Annotated in this window: 10 protein-coding genes; 2 read left to right on the top strand and 8 right to left on the bottom strand. The window is 48.4% G+C overall.

Features of this window, described 5'->3' with window-relative positions:
* Positions 1-9: 9 nt before the first annotated feature.
* Positions 10-1,521 carry a bifunctional response regulator/alkaline phosphatase family protein gene (locus ABIK47_02580; protein ID MEO0019511.1) on the bottom strand — a complete coding sequence of 504 codons (1,512 nt, stop codon included), beginning with the start codon at positions 1,519-1,521 and terminating at the stop codon, positions 10-12.
* Position 1,522: 1 nt separating this feature from the next.
* Positions 1,523-2,779, bottom strand: a complete 1,257-nt coding sequence (locus ABIK47_02575; protein MEO0019510.1) for a HAMP domain-containing sensor histidine kinase — start codon at positions 2,777-2,779, stop codon at positions 1,523-1,525.
* Positions 2,780-3,109: 330 nt separating this feature from the next.
* Here ABIK47_02575 and ABIK47_02570 point away from each other — a divergent pair, with 330 nt between their 5' ends.
* Positions 3,110-3,904, top strand: coding sequence for a hypothetical protein (locus ABIK47_02570; protein ID MEO0019509.1), 795 nt, complete (start codon positions 3,110-3,112; stop codon positions 3,902-3,904).
* Here ABIK47_02570 and priA read toward each other — a convergent pair.
* The 6 genes from priA to ABIK47_02540 all read right to left on the bottom strand — a co-directional run bounded on the left by priA (position 3,897) and on the right by ABIK47_02540 (position 14,978).
* Entirely contained in the window at positions 3,897-5,669 is a 1,773-nt protein-coding gene (gene priA / locus ABIK47_02565; GenBank protein ID MEO0019508.1) for a primosomal protein N', read from the bottom strand. The genes ABIK47_02570 and priA overlap by 8 nt on opposite strands.
* Entirely contained in the window at positions 5,669-9,067 is a 3,399-nt protein-coding gene (locus ABIK47_02560; GenBank protein ID MEO0019507.1) for a translocation/assembly module TamB domain-containing protein, read from the bottom strand. Before ABIK47_02560 ends, priA begins: the two co-directional genes overlap by 1 nt.
* A 9-nt stretch (positions 9,068-9,076) precedes the next feature.
* Positions 9,077-10,792 (bottom strand): BamA/TamA family outer membrane protein, encoded by a 1,716-nt coding sequence (locus ABIK47_02555; GenBank protein MEO0019506.1) that lies wholly within the window; start codon positions 10,790-10,792, stop codon positions 9,077-9,079.
* Positions 10,789-13,548: a cation-translocating P-type ATPase gene (locus ABIK47_02550; protein MEO0019505.1), complete on the bottom strand. Its 2,760-nt coding sequence runs from the start codon at positions 13,546-13,548 to the stop codon at positions 10,789-10,791. The genes ABIK47_02555 and ABIK47_02550 overlap by 4 nt, the downstream gene beginning before the upstream one ends.
* A gap of 66 nt (positions 13,549-13,614) precedes the next feature.
* Positions 13,615-14,538, bottom strand: a complete 924-nt coding sequence (locus tag ABIK47_02545) for an SPFH domain-containing protein (GenBank protein MEO0019504.1) — start codon at positions 14,536-14,538, stop codon at positions 13,615-13,617.
* The gene (locus ABIK47_02540; protein MEO0019503.1) at positions 14,535-14,978 is read right to left on the bottom strand and encodes an NfeD family protein; all 444 of its coding nucleotides are present in this window, start codon (positions 14,976-14,978) and stop codon (positions 14,535-14,537) included. The genes ABIK47_02545 and ABIK47_02540 overlap by 4 nt, the downstream gene beginning before the upstream one ends.
* A gap of 189 nt (positions 14,979-15,167) precedes the next feature.
* Between ABIK47_02540 and ABIK47_02535 the strand changes: the two genes are divergently transcribed.
* Complete coding sequence (locus ABIK47_02535) at positions 15,168-17,540, top strand: T9SS type A sorting domain-containing protein (protein MEO0019502.1); 2,373 nt, start codon at positions 15,168-15,170, stop codon at positions 17,538-17,540.
* Positions 17,541-17,680 lie beyond the last annotated feature (140 nt).

Genomic DNA, 17,680 nt, shown 5'->3' with positions numbered 1-17,680 from the left:
AAGGCAAAGTCAGCACCGAGGTTTGAGGAGTGCCAAGGGCACAATCATCTCCTGAAGTGAGATGCCACCATGCTGGAGGGTGTGTTTATAAGTTTTTTCGTATTCCTTAGGTTTAGTAGGATAGATAAAGTAATAGTCGGAACGGGCAATGGCAAACTTCACCCCCGGATGCTCAACCGGTAAGAAGAAATCCTCCGGATGGTTTAAGAGGAGGGCGGTTCGGGTATCCACCCTGAGCGCGGCACCATGTTTGTAGCGAAGGTTTGCCGATATTTCCCTGGAGCCGTAAATGAGTGTCGGACGATTGGCCCTGATAAACCCGTGGTCAGAGGTAATAATGACCCGACAGTTTTTTGTTGAGAGCTGTCTTAACAGCTCAAGTATTGGGGAGGATGCAAACCATATCCTCGTCGCACCTACGAGCGCGGCGTCGTCGGGGATGATTTCATCTAAAAGTCGGGTCTGCCTGACCGAGTGAATCAAGAGGTCAAGGAAGTTAACAACCATTACTGTCAGTCTGACATTGGTGTCAAAGATAACCGGTCTTGCCGCAGCGAGTTCTTCGCCCCTGGCGACCTTGATAAAGGAAAAACGCCCCTTGAAACCTAATCGGCGCAGGTTTTCGGCGAGGAGCTCTTCTTCGAACCGATTCTGCCCACTCTCCTCAAAAACCCACCAGTGAGGGTAGCGCCGGAAAATCTCCAATGGCAAAAGTCCGCTGAGGATGGCGTTTCGGGAATAAGGGGTGGCGGTCGGCAAAATGGAGTAATAATAGTTTGATTGGATTTGGTAATGGTCGCGCAAAAGGGGGACAATCGCCTCCCACTGGTCAAAACGCATTGAATCGAGCAGAATGAGATAGGTCTGCTTCTCCTCCCAGTTCGGTCTGACAAAATCTGTAATCAGCCGGTGGCTCATCAACGGACCGTTGCCTTTAAGCCAGTCAGAATAGTTGTCCTCAACAAACCTTCCGAAGCGGGTATCTGCCTCTTGACGAAAGGTGTAGTGAAGTTCTTTGAGTGCCGCATCACCAAAGCGCGCCAAGAGATTCTGCCAGTAGTTGAGCACCTGGTAGTATGCGCGCCAGTCCTGCGGGGTGGTAAGGTCACGTTCCTCATTAATTGTGCGCACAAACTCCTCGCCGATTGAGGCGGCAATCAGACGCCTTTTTTCGAGGAGCCGCTTGAGGACCGCCAAGAGTTGCGTCGGGGTAAAGGGCTTGATAATAAAGTCGTCAACCAGTTTGCCCAGCGCCTCGTTGATCAACGCCTCATCATCGGATTTGGTCACCATCGCGACGAGGACATTCGGATCAATCTCCTTAATCCGGCGCAGAACCTCCAACCCCTGCATTCCGGTCATCATCTGGTCAAGGAGGATGAGGTCAAACACCGTTTCTTTTAGCAGTTTGAGCCCGTCCGGTCCATTGGTGGCGGTCGCTACCGAATACCCCTTTTTCTCAAGAAAGTAGATAAAGGGACGCAAGAGGTCAATCTCGTCGTCAATCCAGAGGATTTTCATATCAGCTCCCGGCTGTCGGCAGGTAAAGGGCAAATACCGTTTTGCCCGGAGCGCTTTCTTTCAAAATCAGCCTCCCCTGATGATACCCCTCAACAATCCTCTTTGACAGGGTGAGACCAACACCCCAGCCGTAAGGCTTGGTGGTAACACCGGGCTCAAACAGCCTTTCTATCTTGACACCTTCGCCAGTATCGGTTATCTCAACCTCAACCCAGCGTCGGTCCGGACTCAAAAACTGCCGAACCCTCACCTCGCCCTCCCTTTCGCCAATCGCATCAAGAGAGTTCTTCAAGAGATTTTCTATCGCCCAGGAAAGGAGCACCGCATCCACCAAAACCAGCGGGTCATCAATAACCTCCAGCACGAGCTTTATCCCTTTGGGGGCGCGCCGCCGGACAAAATCAACCGCCCGATTAACAATCGCACCCAGAGGCGCCCTTTCCAAATCTGGGGGAAGCCCGATGCGGCTGAAACGACTCAAGACCTCCCTCATCCTCTTTAAGTCCTCATCCATCTCCTGAGCAATCTCCCCCTGCCCGCTTTCCCTAAGGACCTCCAGCCAGGCAGATATTGAGGAAACCGGTGTTGCCAGTTGATGCGCGGTCTCCTTGGCAAGCGCGGTCCAGATGTGCTCCTGTTCCCGGCGCTTGTATTCCAACACGCCCATAACACCTATCAGGACAAACCCCAAGAAAAGCAAGGCCTGCATCAGCGAAAAAAGCCGCAACTGCCTGACCGATTGGGTGAGTTGACTGGTAATCTGCCTGAGGGTAACGGTCGCCGGTGATACCCCGTAATGAATAACATTAAGGCAGCGCAGCGAGTCACCCTCCCGCACCAAAACCGGAATCGGCTCATGCTCCTTGTCAAGCCGCTCAACCTCCTGTAAAAGTGCGCTATAACCGGTTTCAGGATTACTGATGTTGCGAAATGCGACCGGCGCGCCATTCGGGGCGGTAATGACCACCGGAAAGTCAATCTTCTGAATCACCTCGTCAAAGATAATGTCCAGTTCTGGTGAACCCGCCTCATCAGGCTCGGTAATCTGGCTCATAAACCGCGCATAAATCCTTGTCCGCAACTGGGTCTCGGCTTCCAGTTGCTGAAAAAGGGTTGTCGCATAACTGTGGTATTCCCGGGAAAGCCGCAATAATAGAAACTGGGAATAGAAAAACCAGACCCCGGCAAATCCTAACAGGCCGATGACGAAATAGACCTGTAACGCTCTTGGTCCGAAGCCGAATTTAAAACGATTCAATAACCTTTATTTCCAATCTATCATAGCCCGTCAATCTCAAAAGTCAAGAAATATAAGAAAAGAAATCGGCAACCACCAACCTTGGGACTATTATAAAAAATTGCCTTCTTTAAAAAATATCTGTGGGCAGAAGCCAAACACCAAGTTTATATAAAAATATACTAAATTCAGTGGGGTGAAATTGAGTTAATCCTTGCAGTTTCGTAACTTAGCTCAATAACAGTTTTTGCCAAGGGGCGGTCCCCCCGACGATTTTGACCCCACACTTGAATAAAAAATCCCCCCTTATACACCATTTTGACAGCCTCTTAATAGTTATTAAAATTTGACGTGAAGAAAGTAAAGCGAAAACCCCTCTCAAAAACCCGTTCACCCAAATACTGGGTTTGGATTGTAAGCGGTGTCGCCATCGTATTTATCCTTTTTCTCCTCGCCCGCATCCTCTCCCAACCCCCGCGCAGCCAGACCGATAGAGAAACTGTGGAACTTGCCCAGGAGGACCTGGAAACCTACACCCGGATGTTGGGCAGGGTTTTCATTGACACCCTAACCCTGGCCGCCCTTCCCTTTGACCTGAAACGCTCTCTTTCCCAGGTGGACACGATGATTGCCAACCGCGAGTTGCGGGATGCCATTGCCCGCCTCACCAAACTTCAGCCCAAGCGTCCCCGATTGGAACAGGCAGCCATTTCTCTCTACATCGGCTACTCCTATTTTGAACTGGGACAACCCCAAAACGCCCTGAGGGCATTTCAGGAGGGCATCACAATCCTCAATTCATCAAGGCAAAACCTACCCCCAGCCGAGAAGAACGCCTTCTACGGACTACTCGCAAATTTGGGCTTTAACAGCGGCTATCTTTTCCAGTTCTACTCAATGCCGGAAAGCGCTCTTACCTATTACCAGTTGAGCCGCCAGGCGCTTGACTCTCTCTTCGAACCGCCAGGTGAACTTGCCGCCTGGCTCTTCAATAACTTAGGTGCTGCTGCAGAAAAGACCGCTGATACGATAACCGCCCGAGAGGCTTATCTGGCCGCACTCACCTACATTGACACGACTACGCAAACAACGATGGCAGCAAGGTTGCGCAAAAATATCTCCCGGCTGTCAAATAAGCCTAAATAACCTTCAGCGGGTCAACATCCACCTTGATTTTAACACCCTTTCTTTTCAGAAGGCTTCGGGAAATCACCCTTCCCGGCATCACCTCCCGCGGCAGTTTTAATATAATCCTCAGGGGCATCGGATTAAAAACCTCCGCCCCCGGGATTTTTTCTAAATCACGCATCAGTGCCAGAGCCTCAGACCTTGCCTTTTTCTCGTCCTTTCCCTTCACCGTGAGCGCAACTAAACGCCGGTACGGTGGAAACCCCGCCTCCTGGCGTATCCTCAACTCCTCTTTGATAAAACCCCTCAGGTCGCCGGCAAGGGCAAGGTTAATCACCGGGTCAAAAGGCCGGTAGGTCTGAATCACCAACCGCGCCTGTGCGCGCTCCGCCCGTTGTAGAAGTTCAACAAGCAGTGTAAAAGCCCTTTCCCGGCTGCGAAAATCGGGCAGGGCAAGCTCAGTATCAAAATTGACAAGCGCAATCAAGCCCAAATCCCTTTCCGCCTCACACGAAAGCATCCTTCTTGTCCCCACTAAAACCTGGGCGTGGTTATCATCCTTGCTGAAAATCCGCGCCTTGATACCAAGTTTCTCCAAACTACGCACAACCATTTCCACCCCAGGGGCCCGGAAGAGGAATTGTGTCCCTTGACACCGAGGGCAAAAGTCAGGCGCCCCTGAGGTATAACCGCAGAGCTTGCAGACCACGGCCGTCCCGGTAACCAAAACCGGCACCAGACAATTGGGGCATTTAAGCACCTGACCACAATCCTCGCAGACAACAAATCTCGCCAAACCCAACCGATTGATATAGAGAAGCGCTGACTTCTTTCTCTCGAGGGCAAGATTTAATTCGCGCAAGAGCCTCGGTGAAACAACCTCCTTCTGGTGCCGGCGCATATCGACAACGAAAACATTTTCTCTGAACCGAGGGAGCCGCAAACGGTCAACTATCTTAAAACGCCGGTGTCTGACATTCCACCAGGTCTCAAGAGTTGGTGTGGGGTCAAGGATTAAAACCGGACAGGAGGCAAACCTCGCTCGAATAATTGCCACATCCCGTGCATGGTATTTAGGCTGACGTTCTTCCTTAAACCCCTGGGAATGTTCGCTGATAATCACTATTCCCGCGAGATTTTTAACCGGTGCCCAGACCGCTCGCCGGACGCCGACGACCACTTTATGGTCCGCTGCAAGCAGAGAAAACCAGTTAGCACGTAATTGTCTTTGGGTCAGGTGATGGTGATACTCAATCACCGCATTAACAAAACTGTTCTGAAGAAACGGCAGCCATTCAGCAAAATATGGCTCGGGCATTAAAAACAAGACCGAACCACAACCAAGCGCCTCCGCAATGAATTTCTGCACCCTTGCCCTGAAATCATCAACCCGAGTAGCAACGGTAACAGAAAATTCTTGCTTGACCGATTTCCCAATTCCGGATGAGCAATGCTCTTCTGAAAAAAAGGAAGGAGTAATATTAGGCACGACCAGACCCAACACCTCCCCCACAGGGCACAGATAGTAATCTGCCACCCAACGCACGAGGGAAAGCAGTTCTGGGGATACGACCTGCTTTTTTAGAACTTTCAGAACCGGTTGGATATCCTTATCAGGGCAAAGTGGAACCTCGGTAATCCTCAATACCACACCTAAAACCGGTTTCTTGCATAAAGGAACGAGGAGTAAATCACCAGGTTCTAATGTGGAAACCTGGGTTGGGTCAAATGTATAGGTGAGTGCATCAAGCGGGGCTCGGGGAAGGGCAACTTCGCAGTACATTAGAAGCGGAGTTTGAAGCGGTAGCGGAAGGAATACCTACCCTCGTAAGAACGCTCGGCAAGAAGTTCGGAGCGCTGATCGAGATTGTATTCAATTCTAAAAGCCGGTTGCAGTTCTCCCGTGAAGTTCTGGGTATAAGAAACATAAAGATTCCGCCCAACATATTTGCCGACCGTGACCCTGGTCTCGTCACCGGTAAGCCCAGTTTGAATTTCAAGGTAATCAAGACCGATGAAATCCCGCACCCGTTTAGAAGCCTGTGTCTGAAAGTAACCGAGGAGCCGTTCAGATAGCAGCCGCGAAATCAACTCCTTCTCTTCTAACGCCGAGAGTTCATCCATTGTCACATTTAGGCTAAGGTAGGTAATAATCTGGGTTTCGTCCCAGAGAGGTGGTTCGGAGGAGAAACTAAAGGAAGGGGAAGAGAGCCTACCTGTTAGGCTTAAAACAATCTTCTCGGGAGCATTCTCCCTTTTCCCGGGTACGGGACATTCGGCGGTTATATTAAGTTGGGGGTCAAATTGGCTTGAATTCTCAAATAGGAGTCTGCCTTCGGTTATGCGAAGGATATGGTCAAGGTAATAGACACTACCCTGTTTTACAACCATCTCTCCCGAATACAGCGCTTCCTCCCCAACTCTCCTCACAATTAGGTCTGCTGCCAGTTCAATGTCCGCATCTCGATTACGTAACCAAACCCCCCGCTCTGCCTTGACAGTTATATCATAATCTACACCCCCTGAATCACTGGCCACTTTATAAGGCTGCCCACCAAATCCGATGGTGGCTAAACCTTCGGTAATAACTGCACCTCCAGAGATAAATGCCTTTTCCCCCTCCCGCCAAGATACACTAACTTCACCATCACCAATTGCATAAACACCAGTTATGGGCGCAGCGGAGGCGCCGGTGAAAGAAATTGTATAACGGAGGGAATCGCAGCGCCCGGATGGATTTAATTGAAGAAAACCCTCTGCCGTCAATATCCCTTTTGTGGTCGTCCCACTCAGTTTTTCCAAGATGATACGGTTGTCCTTTAATGTGAGTTCTGCTTGAAAACGGTCTACTTTCCCGTCGACTGAAGGAACAGTGAGAAATCCGTCCTGAACCCGGATTCTACCTGTGACGCTCAAATCTTGGGGCCGCCAGAATACCTGTGCGATTCCGTAAAGTTTACCTTCCTGTATCTCCACATAAGGTCTTGTTACAACAAAAGGCCAGGTGCCAGGGTCTGCAAGGTGAAGGTCGAAATCCATCCTGGTAAAATGAAACCCATCCTTCACCTCATATTGGAAAATGCCGCTGATAATACTGGTATCTCGCTCGTGAACAAATCTCAGTGAGTTCAAAAATAACAAGCCTTTGGTCAGAAGCAAGCTACCATCAATGTACTTAAAGGTAATATTAGCTGCCGGCAGCTCAATATCAGCACCGCTCCAAGAAAAGAAAAAGGTGTCCTGCCCCGAGAGGTCAAAGTTTAAATTTCCTGATAAATCGGCGTTCAATCCTAAAAGCTCCTTAATCTTGCGAAGGTTAAGATTTCGAGCGCGAATGCCTAGTTGCGGCATTGTGCCTATCCGGCCACTGGCATTGCACTCCATTTCTCCATCTGCAATATTTATCTTCAACCCGCTGATCAATAGCGAATCCCTTCCTACCTTGACCCAGCAGGAATCATAGAGTTCCAGCGTCTCCTCGTTAATAGTAAACTCAAACGTGCGTAATACTGCAAGAATATTAGATTTCTCGAAAGAGACGTCGCCTGTAGCCAAAAGCCGTTGCCTATCTTTCTCTACTTGGAAATCAAACTCAGGTCCGGTCCAGACAAACTGCGCCCAGTTCCACTCATACCCCAATATCCTCACACCCTCACCACCGACTGCTATCCGCCCATAAATCGTGTTCTCGAGAGGCTTCTTTAAAAACCCGCTCCCTGTTAAGTCCGCCTGGATGAGACCACGCGTCACTTCCATCCCGCCAACTCCTAACCCATCAAAGTGCACTAACCCAGTAAATTTCCAGCTATCACCTAACAATACCACCTGCAGCGCGCCATCGGCCCTACCAGTGAGTGGTAGAGACAAAAACTTGCCCGCAACCCCCAGATCGAAATTTCCCATTTCAGTGGCAGCAACAACAAAGCCTTTTCTTGCCACACCTGCAAATCGAAACTTTCCTGCGGAGCCGGAAAGCACCAACTCCCGCAACTCGGTCTGTTGCCCATGATACTTCACTGTAGCATATAGGGTATCAACCCCTAATTCCTTAGCACTACCCCGTAATAGTAGATTAATTGAATCTCCCTTGATTTTTGCATCCTCTTTCTTTAGTAAATGGGCAATGGTACCTAGTTTGCCATCAGCGGAAATAGTCGCTGAAAGCAAAAATTTCGGGAGGCCAGACTTAAATTTGTTAACGGGCACATTATCAAGAGTAATGTGGGCGTTGAAAAGAAAATTAGCCAAGTTGAATTCGGCGTCAAGCGCAAAACCGCCCAGTGTTTCATTTGCCCCACCCAATCGCAGGATTAGGGTTGAATCGGCTATGGCAAAACTACCCGAGAAACTGGGGAGGGAGAGTTGTTGGTAGGAAAGACCTCCTATCCAAGAGTTCGCTTGGAACCTTATTTGTTCGCCGATTCTTCCCTTCCCTTGTAACCGCACCCTCCCGGGAATCTTGGTTATTTCTTGAATATTTAAGCTGAGATTGAATGTATCAACCGCAATCGCACCTGAATTTATATCCAAGCTAAACCCAGCCGCCAACTCTGAGGAAACAGTAAGTATCTGTAAATTGCTTACGGTCAATAAACCTTCATCAAGTCTTACCTCTGTGGTTAGGGACTTAATAGAAAGACCTTCGTGTGTCAGCCGACAACCAGCAGAATCAACTTGCAGTTTAAGGAGCGTACCGGAACATGAGAAATTTGATTTCAACCCTATGGAGTCAATCCGTTTTAAACCAGCCAGGGTCACCTTGCCATTTATTATTTCTAACTGCCGCACGCTCAAATTTGGAAATGCGAAGGTTGTTTTGCCTTCTTTAATCACTTCCTTTGTTACCCTTTGGGTAATCCGGATGTCAGGGTCAATAATCTTCACACTTGAGAGGACTATTCGCCGCTGCACCAGTGCGAAGATGTCGTATTTAACCTCCAGTTTTGATATAAATATGGTGTCCATCTGCCGGGTGAGACAGAGTCCCGTTATCCGAGGATGGGTAAAGATGTCTCCTTCAATTGTTTTGTAACTTACTTCCCAGTGTATCGCCTTGCCTAATGCAATGACTGTCCTTCTAAGAACATATCTGCCAATCTCTTGGCGGAATATAAACAACCCCACTAAAAGAAAAAGGAGTAATCCCAGCAAAATCAGTAAAAGCCGCCTCAACAATTTCATACTGTTTTATTAGAAGGCATGAAGTACCCCAATATAAATTTTACCTAAATCCCCTCTCGGTGCCGCCTTTAACCGTTTCCCCCAGTCAAGGCGAATAGGACCAATCGGCGTTTTCACTCTGATTCCTATTCCGGCACCAGCATCAACGCCTCGAAGGATAATATCACTCTCCCGAGCAACTTGGCCAAGGTCAAGAAAACTCACCACACCAACCCAGCGGAAAAAGTACGGGGTTCGAAGCTCAAGATTGGTATTAACCACTATCGGGCCGTATCTTCCGGATTGAGCGGTATCAGGACCAAGGGAACGTTCATTGTATCCCCGAAGGGTGTTGGCACCCCCAAGAAAAAATTCTTCATAATAAGGAATAGTGGTTGACCGGCCGTAAGGCACTACCCTCCCACCGGCAACCCTGATTGCTACAACAAATGCCGGGCCGATTGTTCGATAGACGCGGCAATCGGCTCTTCCCCGCACAAAGTGGTTATCACCCAAAAAAGGTCCACCCGCAATTTCCATTACTGGTAGGATATAAAATCCCTGCCGTGGGTCCAAGAGGTTATCACGGTTGTCGTAAATCAAATTCAGGGCAAGGGAATTTGTAATCCCCCTGCTAGTATCAGCCACGAGACGCAGCCGGTTGAAAATCCCGAGCCGCAGAAGAGGAACGATATCACGACTCATTCCGGTCTCAATTCCATATTCACGCAATCTGGTAGAGTCCAATTTTTCATAGTAAAAAAATGGGTGCGTCTGAAAATCAATTCGCTGATAGAATAAATAAGGAACACGCCAAGTGATATCAAAGTTGAAGCGGTAGGCGCTGAGTGGTTCACGGTAGCTGGTAATTGGTATTGCGAAGCTAGTTGCCGCAAATAGCATTTGCCCCCGATTGAGGAGATTGTTATGTTCCCAGTCAAGAGAGATTAAGACTCGGCTCGGCGGAGTTTCCACCCCGATGCCGATACCAATGCCCTTTTGTTTTTGTTCGACAACGTCAAACCTTATCGTCACGCTATCAGGAAAGGAGTCGTTTTTAATAACATAGTAATGGGCCCGGGAGAAAAGCCGACTGGCGTAAAGGCGACGTTTCGCCATCTCTAAGCGATAACGGGAGAATTTTTCCCGTGGGGCGAGGCCGATAGTCCTTAAAATCGTAGGGGTAGCAACGCTCTTATTTCCCCTGACACGAATCGCCTGGATATAGGAGCACGGACCTTCTTCAATAATATAGCAGACGGTAACAGAGGTGGCGGTAACGGTAACGGTGTCTTGAACTTGAACGAAAGGATACCCATTGTCAAGGTAAAGGTTGCGGAGATTGTGGGCACCAAGAACTACGAGGTCCCGGTTGTAATAATCTTTGACACCGAATGGCAAAAGTGATTTGAGGCGCGACACAGAAAAGAAATAATTGCCTGTAATCACGATATCACTAATCCTACTGCGCATTCCTTCGTTAATATAAAATTTAACTACCGTTTTCCCTTTTATCTTCTCAATCCCCTTTTCAATCTTGACGGCAAAAAACCCGTTGTGGGTGTAAAAGTTCTCAAGTGTACGAACGTCATCTACCAGTTGGGCATTCATTAGGGGCTGACCTGGTTTTGTCTGGATGAGGGAACGCAGGAGGCGTGTCGGAAAAGAGCGGTTGCCGGCAAACTTCACAGCGTCCACCTGACCGGTAATCCCTATTACCAAGAGTAAAGAAATGGTCGTAATCATTGAAAGTGCCGCCGAAAGAGTTTTTCCAGTTCCACAACCCAGAAAACCATAGAACTCAATGCGAGAATGATCAAAAGTTGTGGTAACGGGAGTGAGTGTGTCTGAAAAATCCGCTGAGCAATCGGCAAATAAATCAATCCAAGTTGGAGAATCAAGGTAGTTATGAAGGTGCCTATAAGAGTGCGGTTGGTGAAAAACCCAAAAGTAAATACAGATTCCCTCTGTGAACGCAGGGAGAGGGAATGAAATAATTGCCCCATCGTCAGCACTGTAAAGATAATTGTCTGCCAAGCAGGGTTACCATTGCGCCACGCCCACCAGCCTGGGAAAAAAGACAGGAGTCCCAAAAATACCCCAGACCAGATGATATTAAATGCCATCCCGTGGGCAAAAATACTTTCACCCAATGGTCTTGGGGGTTTGCGCATTACATCCCGTTCCGGTCCTTCAATACCTAATGCTAAACCAGGTAAACCATCTGTCACAAGATTTACCCAAAGAATCTGTAATGGTGTCAGAGCCAAAGGCATACCAAAGAACGGTGCAATCAGCATTACAATAATTTCTCCAGCATTCGAAGCAAAGGTATAGCGGATGAACTTTTTGATGTTATCGTAAATCGTCCTGCCCTCCTTAACCGCCGCTACAATCGTGGCAAAGTTGTCGTCAAGCAAAACCATCTCCGCCGCCTCCTTTGCCACATCCGTACCCGTGATCCCCATTGCTACCCCAATATCCGCCTTTTTCAATGCCGGTGCATCATTCACACCATCACCCGTCATCGCCACCACCTCATTTAAACTCTGAAGCGCCATAACAATCTTCAGTTTGTGCTCTGGTGCCACCCGAGCAAAGACATTAGTCCTCGCTACTATGGGTTTTAACTCCTCCACCGACATTTTTGCCAAATCGGCTCCGGTCACACACGCATTCTCTTCTTCTGAAACTTCAACGCCAATGTCAGAGGCAATATACATCGCGGTAAGGGGATGGTCACCGGTAATCATTACCGGTCTTATTCCTGCCTGCCGGCATTCCCTAACCGCATCCTTCACCTCCGGTCTTGCTGGGTCGATCATTCCTATCATACCGACAAAACACAGTTCCTTTTCCAGCATCTCGGGACAATGTGCTGTTTCAATATCTTTTAAAGGTCTAAAAGCCACCCCCAGTACCCTCATACCATTTTGTGTCAACCTGTTATGCCCCTCGATTATGCGTGCCCGCCACTCTTCATCCAAAGATTGAAATTTTGAATCAATAAGGACCGAAGCTGATAACTCCAAAATTACATCCACCGCCCCTTTGGTAAAAACAAACCTGCCGCCATCTAAACTAAATTCCCTTAGCGTCTCCAACAAGAGGAGCTCATTGCCTCTGGCCTCATCTAAAGATAACCCATTACCCTCCAACCTGTGGATGGTACTCATTCTCTTCCGCTCTGATGAAAAAGGCACCTCAGCAATCCTTGGCAAAAGTTTATGCAAAACCTCCTGAGTCAATCCAAATCTCGCCCCGAGAACAACGAGCGCACCTTCGGTTGGATCACCAATTACCTTGACACCACCATTTCTTTCTTCCATAACAGCATCGTTGCAAAGTACCCCCCCCGCAATCAGAAGCACAAACGCCTGACCCGATGCTCCCTGAAGCAGTCTCACCCTTTCGCCATCGTTAATAGACAGTTCCAAACGGTCACCAGCCACATCCAGCATCGTCACCGTCATCCTGTTTTGAGTTAATGTCCCCGTCTTGTCCGAGCAGATAACTGTAACTGACCCAAGGGTCTCAACCGCATTGAGTCGTCGAATGAGCGCATTGCGGGTAAGCATCCGCCTTGCGCCCAGAGTCTGAGTGATTGTGACCACTGCGGGCAGACCCTCGGGAACAGCCGCCACCGCCATACTCACCGCCACCAAAAACATTGTCTTTAAATCGCCTCCCCTCATCACCCCAATGACAAAAATTACACCTACTATTATCAACACCCCAACTGCCAGCTCTTTACTCAATCGCACGAGCCGCTTCTCCAGGGGTGTCTGCTCCCGTTTGACTGTCTGAAGCATCTCGGCAATCTTCCCCAATTCGGTATTCATTCCGGTTGTGGTGACAATCATTGCACCCCTACCCGCAACTACCGCTGTTCCCATATAGACCATATTTTTGCGCTCTACCAGGGGGATCTCATCCCCATTTTCCATTTTGCATTTTGTATTTTCAATCGCAATGCTCTTATCCACCGGCTCGGACTCTCCGGTCAAAGTCGCCTCAGAAACCCGCAAATTCACCGCCTCTATTAATCTGCCATCAGCCGGAATATGAACGCCCGCCTCTAAGAGAACGATATCACCCGGGACAAGTTCACGAGCGGAAACCTCCATTATGTGTCCGTCACGGCGCACCCGCACCTTTGGGACCGCCAGCCTCTTGAGCGCCTGCATCGTCCTTTCCGCCCTGAAATCCTGCACAAAACCCAATATGGAATTCAAGAGAACAATCGCAAATATCGCAATCGCATCAATAAATTCACGCATGAACAGAGAAATCACACTGGCTACTATGAGTATTATTATCAAAATTGATTTAAACTGGGAAAGAAAGATTGATAAAGGGGTTCTTACCCCTTGTTCTTTCAACTCATTTCTGCCAAAACTGTTTAGCCGGCGCCGAACCTCCTCAGAACTCAAACCCTTATTCAGGTCCGAACCTAACTCCCGAACAACCTCTTGGATGCTCTTAAGATGCCAATCTGCCATACCGTGAATAGTTCATAGTCGCAGTTCAAAAACAAATAACTAAGAACCAGGAACTAAGAACCAATCTTATACTTTACCCTCGTCCTTTTCGCCCGCTTTCTCCTTCAAGACATCGGCAATCATCGCCAGCGCACTCAAGACACCTGACGCCTCATAGGGAATAAACATCTTTGTCGCCTTGCCCTCAGCCATCTTTGCCAGCGCCTCAAGATACTTGATGGTTATCAAATCCTTGGTCGGGTTGCCTTTATGGATTGCAGCGTAAACCCGCTCAATCGCCTGCGCCTCACCCTCAGCAACGGTTAAGAGTTTGTACTTCTCCGCATCCGCCACCCTTTGAATCGCTGCTGCCTGACCTTCTGCCTCCAGTATCCTTGCCTGCTTCTCACCCTCAGCCTTGAGAATCGCTGCCTGCCTGACACCCTCTGCCTCCAAAACGATTGCCCGGCGGTCACGCTCAGCCTTCATCTGCCGGTGCATCGCCTCAGTCACATCACCTGGCGGCTCAATCCGCTGCAACTCCACCCTGGTTACCTTTGCCCCCCACTTATCGGTTGCCTCGTCCAAAACATCCCGCAACTTGGCATTAATCCTCTCCCTTGATGTCAGCGACTCATCTAAGGTTAAATCGCCAATCACATTGCGTAGATTGGTCTGTGCCAGTTTGATTGTTGCGAGACGGAAATTTGCTACATTATACAAAACCTTCACCGGGTCGGTAACCTCATAATAGACAATCGCATCAACGGTCACGGTCGCATTGTCCTTGGTGATGACCTCCTGCGGCGGCACATCCACAACCTGCTCCCGCATATCCACCTTGATCAGCCGCTCTAAAAACGGAATGATGAAGTTCAAACCTGGCTGAACCAGGCGCTGATACTTCCCCAACCGCTCAACCGCGCCCCTTTGATAGGGACGGACAATCTTCAGACCCAAAACCGCCCAGATAAAAAGGAAAAATACAATGACGATAATTAAAACGGTCATTTTTCGCTCCTTTCCTCAACTGGCTCAACTATCAAACGGGTTCCTTCAACCCTTAAAACCCGTACCTTTACTCCGGCATCAACTGCCACATTTGACTCTGCCAGCCACTCCTCACCGGTAACCTTTACCCTTCCCAACTCCGGCGGCTTGATATCCTTGACCACCACACCAATCGCACCTGACAATCGCAACGCCCCAACCGGCTCGGGCTCGGGCTTTGTTATCCTTCTCCCAATCCACTGCGCCAGAAAAATCCCCAGCCCGGACAAGAGCAGAAATACCGCATAATGAAAATAGGGGTTATGAATAAAGATTGACAAAACACCGGTGATAACCGCGGCAAGACCGAACCAGATAATGACCAGACCGGGAACAACCATCTCCAGCGCCGCCAACACCAGACCCAAAATAATCCAGACAATCGGCTTTAAAACAGGCATAATAGCCTCCTTCTACTCTGGATTAACGCCAGCCACATCAACTCATTCTGCCTCAATAAATATAATATGCCCGCTTCTCAGTAAAAGTCAAGCGGATGGCAACAAACAAACCCTGAAATCCCCGACAAGACTTCTTGACAAATTAGATTTCTATGTTATAATTACTATAGAGATAACAAGGAGGAATAAATGAAGAAGTGCCGGTGCTCGTTATTAATTTTGAGCGCGATTTGCCTTCTTTTCCCAGCGCTTGTTTTCAGCCAGTGGCTGGAAACAACAATCTATCTGCCGGACACGATGGTTGGTGTCGACGAACCGCAGCACATTATCTATAATCCTGCAAACAACGCCATCTATGTCGGCAGCGAGGAGAGTGACTGCGTTCTTGTCATTGATGGCACAACCGACGAAAAGACAGCAAAGATACCTTTAGACGGTGGTGCTTGGGCGATGGGTTACAATTCCCAGAACAACAAAATATACTGTTGCAATGATAGAGAGGGTGTTTATGTAATTGATGGTGCCACCAATAAAGTTATCGCAACAGTTACGGTCGGCACCTATCCGATTGCCTTCTGTCACAATGAGCGGGATAATAAGGTTTACTGTGCAAATAACCGCAGTGATAATGTGACCGTAATTGATGGCGAGACTAACGAGGTGCTTGCAACTGTTTCCACTGGCGCTCGTCCTGTCGCACTCTGCTACAACCCCCAGAACGACAAAGTCTACTGTGTCAACTTCTTTAGCCACAATGTGACGGTCATTGATGGCGCAACCAACGAAGTGTTAGCAACAGTTGCAGTTGGCGATTATCCTTCTGCCCTGTGTTATAACTCAATGACTAACCGTGTCTATTGCGCAAATGAATACAGCAATAATGTCACTGTTATTGACGGGACTACTGATGAGGTGCTGGCAACGGTTCCCGTAGGGGAAGGACCTTGGGCGCTATGCTATAACCCACAGGGTAACAAGGTCTATTGCGCCAATTCTATGAGCGACGATGTGAGCATAATTGATGGTGCCACCAACGAGCTCTTGACATCTGTGAAGGTCGACGCTGTACCGCAGAAATTATGTTACAATTCTCTTAATAATAGAGTTTACTGCGCAAATGTAGGGCATGAAACTGTTACCATGATTGATGGAGTTACCAACGAAGTGCTGGGAAATGTGGAGGTTGGGGAAGCACCATGGTCTCTCTGTTACAATCCTCAGAACAACAAGATTTACTCAGTTAATTATGAATCTGAGGACATCAGCGTGATTGGTGGCGAAACCAATGAGGTGCTGACAACGATTCCAGTTGCTGCGTTCATACCGGTTGCCTTAGGTTATAATTCTGAGAACAATAAACTCTATGTAGCCACCGGCCGTCCGCACTACAAACTCTGCATAATTGACGGCGAAACCCACCAGTTTTTGACCACCCTGAGAGTGGGAACATTTCCCGAAGCGCTCTGCTACAATCCCCAGGAGAATAAGATTTATTGTGCCAACGGCGGCGGTTACAGCGTTACAATAATTAATGGCGCTACCAACGAGGTGATAACGACAGTGAAACTTGAACCCTACTGGATTTATGCGCTCTGTTACAATTCACAGAGCAATAAGGTGTATGGCGCTTCCGCAGGTAGAGTGTTCGTGATTGATGGAGCGACAAACGAGGTTCTGGCAACCTTAACAGTTGGAAATGGCGACCCCACCCTCTGCTACAACCCGCAGACCAACCGGGTCTACTGTGCCAATAGGGAAAGCGATGATGTCACAGTGATTGATGGCGAGACAAATGAAATTCTTATTACGGTCAGCGTTGGTGATAACCCGCGCGCCCTATGTTATAACAGTCAGGACAACCGTATCTACTGCGCCAACAACTGGAGCAACGATATTACTATCATTGACGGCTTGACCAATGAGGTGTTGACAACCATAGCGGTGGATAGTGGTCCTGCAGCATTATGCTATAACCCCCAAAATAACAAGGTCTACTGTACCAATTCGGTGAGCAATAATGTCAGCGTAATTGACGGCAGCTCTTCTAATATCATAACAACGATTGCGGTCGGCGATGGTCCATCTTCTCTGCTTTACAACCCATTCAACAATAAGGTATATTGTGCCAACTCATTCAGCAACAACCTGACAATAATTGACGGCAGTTCCAACCAGATTGTTACAACTATCGGTGTCGGCAACAGGCCCAAAGCGATGGTCTGGAATCCGGCGCAAAACCGGGTCTATGTAGCGAACCATTACGGTCATAGCATTTCGGTGATTCGGGATGAAATGCCCGGGGTTGCAGAAGAACGCTCTCCGCGCCCCGTTGACCGACCATCGTTAAGAGTCTATCCCAACCCGGCAAAATCGGCTGTTGCTGTCAGCCTGCCGCAAAACGCTGGTCTCATAAGAATCTTTGACCCTTCAGGAAAGTTGATAAGGATAATCGCCCCACCTTTTGATGAAAAGGAACTGACCTTACCTCTCAAAGATATGAGCCCCGGTGTCTATTTCCTTGAGAGTGGCAATCAGGTCAGAAAGTTCCAAGTAGTGAAATGATTTAAACAAAAGTTAGAGAACATTTAATAGTTACTGGTTTGCAGTTTAATAATTTAGATGCATATTTCATTAAAGTCCTTATTTTTCATTGCCTTGCGATAATAATTTCAGCCGCCAATCTAAAATGGAATAAAATAAAG

This window comes from candidate division WOR-3 bacterium (assembly GCA_039801245.1).
In the GTDB taxonomy this organism is placed as follows: Bacteria; Hydrothermota; Tepidihabitantia; order Tepidihabitantales; family Tepidihabitantaceae; genus JAOABP01.
Note: the sequence above shows the minus strand (reverse complement) of the source record. Positions and strands in the feature narration are given on the sequence as shown.

Excerpts from the sequence above, each read along its gene's own strand:
- ABIK47_02550 (MEO0019505.1), bottom strand. The coding sequence starts at position 13,548 with ATGGCAGATTGGCATCTTAAGAGCATCCAAGAGGTTGTTCGGGAGTTA.
- ABIK47_02560 (MEO0019507.1), bottom strand. The coding sequence starts at position 9,067 with ATGAAATTGTTGAGGCGGCTTTTACTGATTTTGCTGGGATTACTCCTT.
- ABIK47_02545 (MEO0019504.1), bottom strand. The coding sequence starts at position 14,538 with ATGACCGTTTTAATTATCGTCATTGTATTTTTCCTTTTTATCTGGGCG.
- priA (MEO0019508.1), bottom strand. The coding sequence starts at position 5,669 with ATGTACTGCGAAGTTGCCCTTCCCCGAGCCCCGCTTGATGCACTCACC.
- ABIK47_02540 (MEO0019503.1), bottom strand. The coding sequence starts at position 14,978 with ATGCCTGTTTTAAAGCCGATTGTCTGGATTATTTTGGGTCTGGTGTTG.
- ABIK47_02580 (MEO0019511.1), bottom strand. The coding sequence starts at position 1,521 with ATGAAAATCCTCTGGATTGACGACGAGATTGACCTCTTGCGTCCCTTT.
- ABIK47_02555 (MEO0019506.1), bottom strand. The coding sequence starts at position 10,792 with ATGATTACGACCATTTCTTTACTCTTGGTAATAGGGATTACCGGTCAG.
- ABIK47_02535 (MEO0019502.1), top strand. The coding sequence starts at position 15,168 with ATGAAGAAGTGCCGGTGCTCGTTATTAATTTTGAGCGCGATTTGCCTT.